Origin of the sequence: Nocardioides sp. (genome assembly GCF_036405735.1) — a bacterium.
Taxonomy (GTDB): Bacteria; Actinomycetota; Actinomycetes; order Propionibacteriales; family Nocardioidaceae; genus Nocardioides.
The window spans coordinates 20,975-30,076 of sequence record NZ_DASWXC010000083.1 but is presented as its reverse complement, the minus strand read 5'-3'; the positions used below and the strand labels follow the sequence as shown (position 1 = coordinate 30,076).

Here is a 9,102-nt window from a genome sequence, read left to right as displayed (position 1 = left end):
TGATTCTCCCTCAGCGCCCATGGCCATCAGCGCACCGAAACGCCCCCGACGCAAAGTGTCACGGTGACAGTTCACGTCGGGAGTGACAGTTCCAACGGTCACCCCGAGCGCGAACTGTCACCGTGACACTTTGGAGGTGTCACCGTGACACTTTGGCGGCGCCGGCGCAGGCCTCAGCCCTGGAAACGCGGGAACGCGCGGCGGCCGGCGTAGCGCGCGGCGTTGTCGAGCTCGTCCTCGATGCGCAGCAGCTGGTTGTACTTCGCGACGCGCTCGGAACGGGCCGGGGCACCGGTCTTGATCTGGCCGCAGTTGGTCGCCACGGCCAGGTCGGCGATCGTGGTGTCCTCGGTCTCGCCGGAGCGGTGCGACATCATGCACGCGAACCCGCTGCGGTGGGCCAGCTCGACGGAGTCGAGGGCCTCGGTCAGCGAGCCGATCTGGTTGACCTTGACCAGCAGCGCGTTGCCCTGACCGCCGGCGATGCCGCGGGCGAGCCGCTCGACGTTGGTGACGAACAGGTCGTCGCCGACGAGCTGGGTCTTCGAGCCGAGGCTGTCGGTGACGGCCTTCCAGCCGTCCCAGTCCTCCTCGTCGAGCGGGTCCTCGATGGAGACGATGGGGTAGGCCGCGACCAGCTCCGCGTAGTACGCGGCCATCTCGTCCGCCGACTTCGAGGCGCCCTCGAAGGTGTAGGAGCCGTTGTCGTGGAACTCGCTGGCCGCCACGTCGAGGGCGAGCGCGATGTCCTTGCCGAGCTCATAGCCGGCCTTGCCGATCGCCTCCGCGATCAGGTCGAGAGCAGCCCGATTGGAGGACAGGTCGGGCGCGAAGCCGCCCTCGTCGCCCACGCCGGTGGCCAGGCCCTGCTTCTTCAGGACCGACTTCAGGGCGTGGTAGACCTCGGCGCCCGAGCGCAGGGCGTCGCGGAAGGTGGGAGCGCCGATCGGCGCGATCATGAACTCCTGGATGTCGACGTTGGTGTCCGCGTGGGCGCCGCCGTTGAGGATGTTCATCATCGGGACCGGCAGGACGTGGGCGTTCGGGCCGCCGACGTACCGGTAGAGCGGGAGGCCGGCGCTGTCCGCGGCCGCGCGGGCGACGGCGAGCGAGACGCCGAGGATGGCGTTGGCGCCGAGGTTGCCCTTGTTGTCGGTGCCGTCGGCGTCGAGCATCGCCTGGTCGACCAGGCGCTGGTCGTCGGCGTCGAGGCCCTCGACGGCGGGGCCGATGGTGTCGATGACCGCGGTGACGGCCTTCTGCACGCCCTTGCCGGCGTACCGGTCGTCGCCGTCACGCAGCTCGACGGCCTCGAAGGCGCCGGTGGAGGCGCCGCTCGGGACGGCCGCGCGGGCGAACGTGCCGTCCTCCAGCAGGACCTCGACCTCGACGGTGGGGTTGCCGCGCGAGTCGAGGATCTCGCGGGCGCCGACGGCTTCGATGGCAGGCACGGGGCTGGTCTCCTTGGGACGACGGAATGAGGGCCGGCGCCAGCCTAGTGCCAGCGGTCACCGCCCCGTTCGCGGTCTCAGGTGCCTCCCGGAGCGGTGGCCGGACGCGCCCCTACTCCGAGCAGGACTCGACCGGCAGGTTCTCCTCCGCCCACGTGGTGAGCGCCGCGAACGCGGGGGCGAGCGCCTCGCCCGAGGGGGTGAGCCGGTAGCTGACGGCCACCGGAGGTCCCGGGTCGACGCTCCGCTCGAACAGGCCGGCGCCGGTGAGCTCGGCCAGTCGCTCCGACAGCATGGAGTCGCTGATCCCGGGCACCGCCCGCTTGAGCTCGGCGAACCCCGCCGGCCCGTCGAGCAGGACCGCGACCAGCACGCCGTTCCACCGCTTGCCCAGGAACCCGAAGGCCCGCGCCAGCGCCGACGCGCAGTGCCGTGGCTCGCGAGCGGCGGGATGGGCGGCGGTCACCCCGCCAGCGTACGGCGGATCCGACCGCCCGGCTTGCTACTTCTTTTTCCGTAGTGACCGGAATATCCGTAGCAACATGTCTGTTCAAAGTGGCATGACGCTTACCGTCGAGCCGACCACGGCCGCCGCCATCTTCACCGACCGCCGGACCGTCAACACCTTCTCGGACGAGCCGGTCACCGACGCCGATCTCGCCCGCATCTGGGACCTGGCGAAGTTCACGCCGACCGCCGCGAACAGCCAGCCGCTGCGCGTGCTCTACATCCGCTCCGCGGAGGCCAAGGACCGGCTGCAGCAGCACATCGCCGACTTCAACCAGCCGAAGGTCGCCTCGGCGCCCGTCACCGCGGTGCTGGCCTACGACCCGAGCTTCCACGAGTTCACGCCGACGACGTTCCCGCACAACCCGGGGATGAAGGACGTGCTCGAGGAGAACCTCGAGATGCGCGAGGGCATGGGCCGTCTCTCCGCCGGCATCCAGACCGGAGGGTTCATCCTCGCCGTGCGTGCGGCCGGGCTGTGGGCCGGGCCGATGACCGGCTTCGACGCGGCCGGCGTCGACGCCGAGTTCTTCGCCGCGAGCGGCTGGCAGTCGCTGGTCGTCGTCAACATCGGGCACCCGGCCGACGAGGGCGCCTACTTCGACCGCCTCCCCCGCGTCCCCGAGGACCAGGCCGTCTCGTTCGCCTGAGCGGCGCGCGGCGCCTCAACCGGTCGAGCGCTCGGCGGCCTTCGCGGCCTGCCAGATCTCCTCGATCTCCTCGATCGTGTAGCGCCGGCCCGACGACGCCTCGGGGCCGAAGACGTGGGGGTTGCGGCGCCGCATCTTCGCGGCCAGCCCGGCCACGACGTCGTCCATCGTGAACGTGCCGGCCTCCTCGGCGACCGCCGCGTGGAAGTAGATCTGCAGCAGCAGGTCGCCCAGCTCCTCCCGCAGGTGCTCCCAGGATCCGGTGCGACCGCCCTCCTCGATCGCCTCGAGCACCTCCGCGGCCTCCTCGCGCAGGTACGGCGCCAGCGAGGCGTGGTCCTGCGAGGCCTTCCACGCGCAGCGCTCGCGCATCGTGCGCATCAGGGAGAGGAACTCGACCAGCCCCTCCCCGCTCGCCTCGGGACGCTCAGCCACAGCGCTGCGCCGACGGCAGCGACGCCGCCTCGCCGGCGGGCTCCTCGGTGTCGCGGGCCGCGACCGACAGGCTCGCGTCGCGGCTCTGGAGCTGGTCGCCGTCCAGGCTCAGCCCGTAGCGGGGATTGATCGTCACGTCGTGCTTGTCGAGCCACTCGGTGAACGCCGCCCGCCCGGCCTCGGCGGCCGCGGCCTCGTCACCGCCCGGCTCCAACTCGTGACCGACGCCGGTGACCAGCGCCTCGACGTAGGCCGAAGCGCCCTCGACGGCCACGATGGCCTCCCGGGTCTCGGCGTCGAAGTCGTCGAGCTGGGCGCGCAGCCGCGCGACGGCCCGGGTGTAGGACGCACCGGCCTCGACGTCGTACGGCGCGGCGAACGCCTCGACGGCGCTCGTCGCGGCGAGTGACCCGACGACCTGGGTGCGGATGTCCTTGCGAGCGACCGGCTGCGTGCCCGCCTCGCCGATCGCGTCGCAGTAGCGGTCCATCACCTCGTCGACGCGGCTGGTGGAGACCTGCTGGTCACCGACCTCGACCGCGACCCCGGGTCGCAGGCCGGCGCAACCGCTGAGGACGGTGGCGGCGAGCACGACGGCGGGGATGCTCAACCGGCTCAGGGACGGGGCAGCACTGGCGATCGTGGGCACGCGGCCACAGTACTCACAGCGCGCCGGCGTGGTGGAGCAGCTGGCGCAACAACGCGCCGCGCCCGCCCTCCAGGTCGGCGGCGACCTCCTCGCTGGCCGCCTCCGCGGGGCTCATCCAGCTCAGCTCCAGCGCGTCCTGCCGCGGCTGGCACTCGCCGGCGACCGGCACCACGAACGCCAAGGACACGGCATGCTGACGAGGGTCGTGGAAACGGCTCGGCCACGGGAAGTACTCCGCCACGGCGTGCGGCACCGTCGTCAGCGGCAGCGCCGGGAAGGCGGTCGGACCCAGGTCCTTCTCGAGGTGGCGCATCAGGGCGTCCCGCAGCCGCTCGCCGTGGAGCACCCGCCCCGAGACCAGCGACCGGGCCAGCCGACCGGTCGTCGGCGACCCCCGCAGCAGCAGCCCGACCTCCGCGACCTGGCCGTCGGGGTCGACCCGCACGGGCAGCGCCTCGACGTACAGCATCGGCACCCGCCGGCGCGTCTCGGCCAGCTCGCCCTCCCCGAGCCAGCCGGGGTTCGCCTCCACTGGCGGGACCCAGCCTGCGTCGTCGCCGAACTCGTCGCCGAAGGCTTCCATCGTCATGCGAGGCCCCCGCGAGCACACGAGCGCAGCGAGGCGCGCAGCGGGGTCCGGAGCATGACAGAAGGAATCGTCATGGTCGCGACCCTATCGAGCAGGTGCCTCGACGGGGTCGATCACCGCGTCGATGACCTGCCGTGCCCACTCCAGCAGCGCGATGCCGTCCAGCGGCTTCGCGGGGAAGCCCGAGGAGACCGGCCGAGGGACCAGGATCGTGTCGAGCTGCGCCTTGACGACGGACTTGGGATAGAGCCGGTTGAGGCGTACGACGCGCGACTCCGGCAGGACGACCGGCGCGAACCGGACGTTCTTGCCGGCGATGGTGACCTCGCCGATGCCGGCCCGACGGGCGCGGGCGCGGAACCGGGCGACCAGCAGCAGGGAGGAGACCTCCTGCGGAAGCGGGCCGTACCGGTCCTGCAGCTCGGTGTCGACGGCATCGACGTCCTCGTCGGAGCGGACCTCGGCGAGCCGCTTGTACATCTCGAGCCGGAGCCGCTCGGACGGGATGTAGTCGTGTGGCAGGTGGGCGTCGACGGGGAGCTCGATGCGGACCTCGTTCAGCTCCGGCTCGCCCTCGCCCTTGAACTCGCTGACGGCCTCGCCGACCAGGCGGACGTAGAGGTCGAAGCCGACATCGGCGATGTGGCCGGACTGCTCCCCGCCGAGCAGGTTGCCGGCGCCGCGGATCTCGAGGTCCTTCATCGCGATCGCCATGCCGCCACCGAGGTCGGAGTGCTGCGCGAGCGTGGCGAGCCGCTCGTGGGCGGTCTCGGTGAGCGGCTTCTCCGCGGGGTAGAGGAAGTAGGCGTAGGCCCGCTCCCGCGAGCGGCCGACGCGACCGCGCAGCTGGTGCAGCTGCGAGAGGCCGAGGGTGTCGGCGCGCTCGATGATCATCGTGTTGGCGTTGGAGACGTCCAGGCCGCTCTCGACCAGCGTGGTGCAGACGAGCACGTCGAAGCGCTTCTCCCAGAAGTCGAGCATCACCTGCTCGAGCTGCTTCTCGTTCATCTGGCCGTGCGCGGTCGCGACCCGCGCCTCGGGCACCAGCTCACGCAGCTTCGCGGCGGCCTTCTCGATCGACTGCACCCGGTTGTGGATGTAGAAGACCTGGCCCTCGTGCAGCAGCTCGCGCCGGACCGCGGCGACCACCTGGCGGTCCTCGTAGGCGCCGACGTAGGTCAGCACCGGGTGGCGCTCCTCGGGCGGGGTGGTGATGACCGACATCTCCCGGATGCCGGTGATCGCCATCTCGAGCGTGCGCGGGATGGGGGTCGCGGACATGGCGAGTACGTCGACCGCCGTCCGCATCCGCTTGAGCTGCTCCTTGTGCTCGACGCCGAAGCGCTGCTCCTCGTCGACGATGATCAGGCCGAGGTCCTTGAACCGGATGTCGGGGTTGAACAGCCGGTGCGTGCCGACGACGATGTCGACGCTGCCGTCGGCCAGGCCGGCGAGGACCTCCTTGGCCTCCTTGTCGCTCTGGAACCGGCTCAGCGGCTTGAGCACGACGGGGAACCCGGTCATCCGCTCCATGAACGTGGACAGGTGCTGGGTGACCAGCAGCGTGGTCGGCACCAGCACCGCCACCTGCTTGCCGTCCTGGATCGCCTTGAACGCCGCGCGGACCGCGATCTCGGTCTTGCCGTAGCCGACGTCGCCGCAGATCAGCCGGTCCATCGGGACCGGCTTCATCATGTCGCCCTTGACCTCCTCGACGGTCGAGAGCTGGTCGACGGTCTCGTGGAAGGGGAAGGCGTCCTCGAGCTCGCGCTGCCACGGGGTGTCCGGGCCGTAGGCGTAGCCCTGGGTCGCCTGGCGCGCGGCGTAGAGCTTGATGAGCTCGGCGGCGATCTCCTTGACCGCCTTGCGGGCCCGGCTCTTGCGCTTGGCCCAGTCCGCGCCTCCGAGCCGGTCCAGGCTGGGCGCCTCGCCGCCGACGTACCGCGTCACCTGGTCGAGCGCGTCGGCCGGCACGAAGAGCCGGTCCGGCGGGGCACCACGCTTGGAGGCGCCGTACTCCAGCACCAGATACTCGCGGGTGGCACCGCCGACCTCGCGCTGCTTCATCTCGACGAAGCGACCGACACCGTGCTGCTCGTGGACGACGTAGTCGCCGGTCTTGAGCTCCAACGGGTCGATCTGCCGCTTGCGGCGGGTCGGCATCTTCTGCATGTCACGGGTCGAGGACTTCTGACCCGAGATGTCCTCGCCCGTGACGACGGCGAGCTTGATGGTCTCGTCGACGAAGCCGTGGGCCAGCGAGCCGCAGGTCACCGTCACCAGGTCGGTGGTGGGCTCGCCGTCCAGCCGGGCCGGCACGTCGCGCTCCCCCAGCGCCTCGACCGTGCGCTGCGCGGGGCCGTGGCCGGGGTGGACGACCACGACGCGGTAGCCGTCGAGCCGCCAGGTGTCGAGGTCGTGGATGGCCTTCTCGATGTCGCCGCGATAGGGATCGACGGGCCGGGTGGGCAGCGAGCGGGTCGGCACCCCGGCGGTCGAGCTCTCGCTGGTGGTGGTCTCGACGCGGCTCGCCCCGCTCGCCGGCTCGACCGGCGAGGAGTCCTCCAGCCCGAACGGGCTCATCGACCACCACGCCTTGCGCTGGGCGAGGGCGTGCTCGCGGACCTCGGCGAGCGAGCGGTACGACGCCGCGCCCAGGTCGATCGGCGCCGTGCCGCCGGACGCCGCCGCGGCCCAGCTCGCCCCGAGGAACTCCTCGCTGGTGGCGACCAGGTCGTGCGCGCGCGTGCGGACCCGCTCGGGGTCGAGGACGAGCACGTGGGTGTCGGCCGGCATCAGGTCGACCAGCAGCTCCATCTCGTCGACGAGGACGGGCGCCAGCGACTCCATGCCCTCCACCGCGATGCCGGCAGCGATCTTGTCGGTCAGCTCGATCAGCTGCGGGTGGGCCTCCCCCAGCGCCTTCGCGCGGGCCCGCACGTCGTCGGTCAGCAGCAGCTCGCGGCACGGCGGCGCCCAGAGCCGCTCGACGGTGTCCATGGTGCGCTGGTCGGCGACCGAGAAGCTGCGGATCTCCTCGACGTCGTCGCCCCAGAACTCCACGCGCAGCGGGTGCTCCTCCGTCGGCGGGAACACGTCGACGATGCCGCCGCGCACGGCGAACTCCCCGCGCTTCTCCACGAGGTCGACCCGGCTGTAGGCAGCGTCCGCGAGCCGGCGTACGACGTCGTCGAGCGGCGCCGTCTGACCCGCGACGAGCTCGACCGGCTCGAGGTCGCCGAGGCCCTTGACCTGCGGCTGGAGCACGGAGCGGACCGGCGCGACGACGACCTGGAGCGGACCGTGGCCGCCGGGGGTCTCGGCGGCGTCGGGGTGGCTGAGCCGGCGCAGCACCGCCAGCCGGCGACCCACCGTGTCACTGCGGGGGCTGAGCCGCTCGTGGGGCAGCGTCTCCCAGCTCGGGAAGTAGGCGACGCGCTCGCCACCGACCAGGTCGGCGAGCGCGGCGGTGAGGTCCTCGGCCTCGCGCGAGGTCGCGGTGACGGCGAGCACCGTGCGCCCGCTGCGGACCAGCCCGGTGACCAGGAAGGGTCGCAGCGGCTCGGGGCCGGTGACGTCGAGCGCGGCCAGCCGACCGCCGCGAGCCTCCTCGAGCACCCCGGCGAGGGCGGGCTCGGCAAGGACGGCATCGGCGAGCGAGGCGAGGCTGGGCGAGCTGGTCGGCGGGGTGGTGGGCAAGAAGGGGCTCCTGGTGCACAGCGCGACAGCCCCCGGTCGGTCGCGACACGGGGGTTCCCCGATTCTACGTCGGGCCGGGGACGCTCCCCTCAGGTCTGGGCCGCCCGCTCGACCCCAGCGCGCAGCAGCGCCGTCGATGATGAGGTGGAGACGAGGTCACCCGTCCACCCCGGGTGGACCGGCGCTGTTGAATGGCCACGTGATCCGGCCGCGCGCACACCTGCCCTCGCTGGGAAGGGCGCTGATGGGCCTCCTCCTCGCCGGCCTGGTCGCGACCGGATGCAGCGGGCCGGAGACGACCTCGGCGAGCCCCTCACCCGGGCCCTCCCTCACACCGGCCTCCTCGGCCTCGTCAACACCCACCGCTCCCGATCCGGCCGGGCAGGAGCCGGCCACGGCCACGCCGTCGCCGGGCACGGTGCCGCCGGCCTGGCTGGGGACCAGGGTCCTCCCCGTGGACGAGCAGGGGTACGGCGTACGCCGTCCGACCCCGCCGGAGCTGCGCGTCCGCCGGTTCACGCTGCCGAGCGACGTGCCCGGACCGGCCGGCGACGCCTTCTGGAGCCACGTCGAGACCGTCCCGGGAGTCGTGCTCGACCGGTCGACGTGGGAGGCCGGCTGCCCCGTCGGCGCCGAGGACCTGGCGTGGGTCCGGCTGCGGTTCTGGGGCTTCGACGACCGGCCCCATCTCGGCGAGCTGCTGGTCCACCGGTCGGTCGCCGAGGACGTCGTGGCGGTCTTCCGGCGGCTGTTCGAGGTCCGCTTCCCGATCGAGGAGATGCGGATCACCCGCCGCGACGAGCTGGACGCCCCGCCGACCGGCGACGGCAACAACACCGGCGCCTTCGTCTGTCGCCCGAAGGCCGGTCAGACCAGTGGCTTCTCCGAGCACGCCTACGGGCTGGCGGTCGACCTCGACCCGTTCCAGAACCCCTATCAGCGGGGGTCGTTGGTGCTGCCGGAGCTGGCGTCGTCGTACCTGCGCCGGGACCACCTCCGGCCGGGGATGATCACCGCGGACGGCCCGGTCGTGCGTGCCTTCGCCGACATCGGCTGGGCCTGGGGCGGCGCGTGGCGGACCCTGAAGGACTACCAGCACTTCTCGCTGCGCGGCCGCTGACG

Annotated in this window: 8 protein-coding genes; 2 read left to right on the top strand and 6 right to left on the bottom strand. The window is 72.2% G+C overall.

Translation table 11 applies throughout. The annotated features are described in order from the left end of the window. Window positions 1–173: 173 nt before the first annotated feature. Both eno and VGE38_RS13595 read right to left on the bottom strand, forming a co-directional pair. Window positions 174–1,451, bottom strand: a complete 1,278-nt coding sequence (gene eno / locus VGE38_RS13600) for a phosphopyruvate hydratase (RefSeq protein WP_331143087.1) — start codon at window positions 1,449–1,451, stop codon at window positions 174–176. 112 nt (window positions 1,452–1,563) lie between these two features. Beyond that, on the bottom strand, window positions 1,564–1,917 hold the full coding sequence (locus tag VGE38_RS13595) for a winged helix-turn-helix transcriptional regulator (protein WP_331143086.1): 354 nt from the start codon (window positions 1,915–1,917) through the stop codon (window positions 1,564–1,566). A gap of 94 nt (window positions 1,918–2,011) precedes the next feature. Between VGE38_RS13595 and VGE38_RS13590 the strand changes: the two genes are divergently transcribed. Further along, window positions 2,012–2,608 (top strand): malonic semialdehyde reductase, encoded by a 597-nt coding sequence (locus tag VGE38_RS13590; RefSeq protein ID WP_331143085.1) that lies wholly within the window; start codon window positions 2,012–2,014, stop codon window positions 2,606–2,608. Between the two features lie 15 nt (window positions 2,609–2,623). Here VGE38_RS13590 and VGE38_RS13585 read toward each other — a convergent pair whose 3' ends face one another. From VGE38_RS13585 to mfd, 4 genes are all read right to left on the bottom strand, one after another. Beyond that, a complete protein-coding gene (locus tag VGE38_RS13585; protein ID WP_331143084.1) occupies window positions 2,624–3,043 on the bottom strand; it encodes a MazG nucleotide pyrophosphohydrolase domain-containing protein in 420 nt (139 codons plus the stop codon). Then, entirely contained in the window at window positions 3,036–3,692 is a 657-nt protein-coding gene (locus VGE38_RS13580) for a hypothetical protein (RefSeq protein ID WP_331143083.1), read from the bottom strand. Before VGE38_RS13580 ends, VGE38_RS13585 begins: the two co-directional genes overlap by 8 nt. A 13-nt stretch (window positions 3,693–3,705) precedes the next feature. Then, complete coding sequence (locus tag VGE38_RS13575; RefSeq protein ID WP_331143082.1) at window positions 3,706–4,281, bottom strand: DUF4916 domain-containing protein; 576 nt, start codon at window positions 4,279–4,281, stop codon at window positions 3,706–3,708. Window positions 4,282–4,365: 84 nt separating this feature from the next. After that, window positions 4,366–7,980: a transcription-repair coupling factor gene (gene mfd / locus VGE38_RS13570; RefSeq protein WP_331143081.1), complete on the bottom strand. Its 3,615-nt coding sequence runs from the start codon at window positions 7,978–7,980 to the stop codon at window positions 4,366–4,368. A gap of 199 nt (window positions 7,981–8,179) precedes the next feature. On the opposite strand from mfd, the gene VGE38_RS13565 reads away from it, so the two are divergent. Next, window positions 8,180–9,100, top strand: a complete 921-nt coding sequence (locus VGE38_RS13565; RefSeq protein ID WP_331143080.1) for a M15 family metallopeptidase — start codon at window positions 8,180–8,182, stop codon at window positions 9,098–9,100. Window positions 9,101–9,102: the final 2 nt, after the last annotated feature.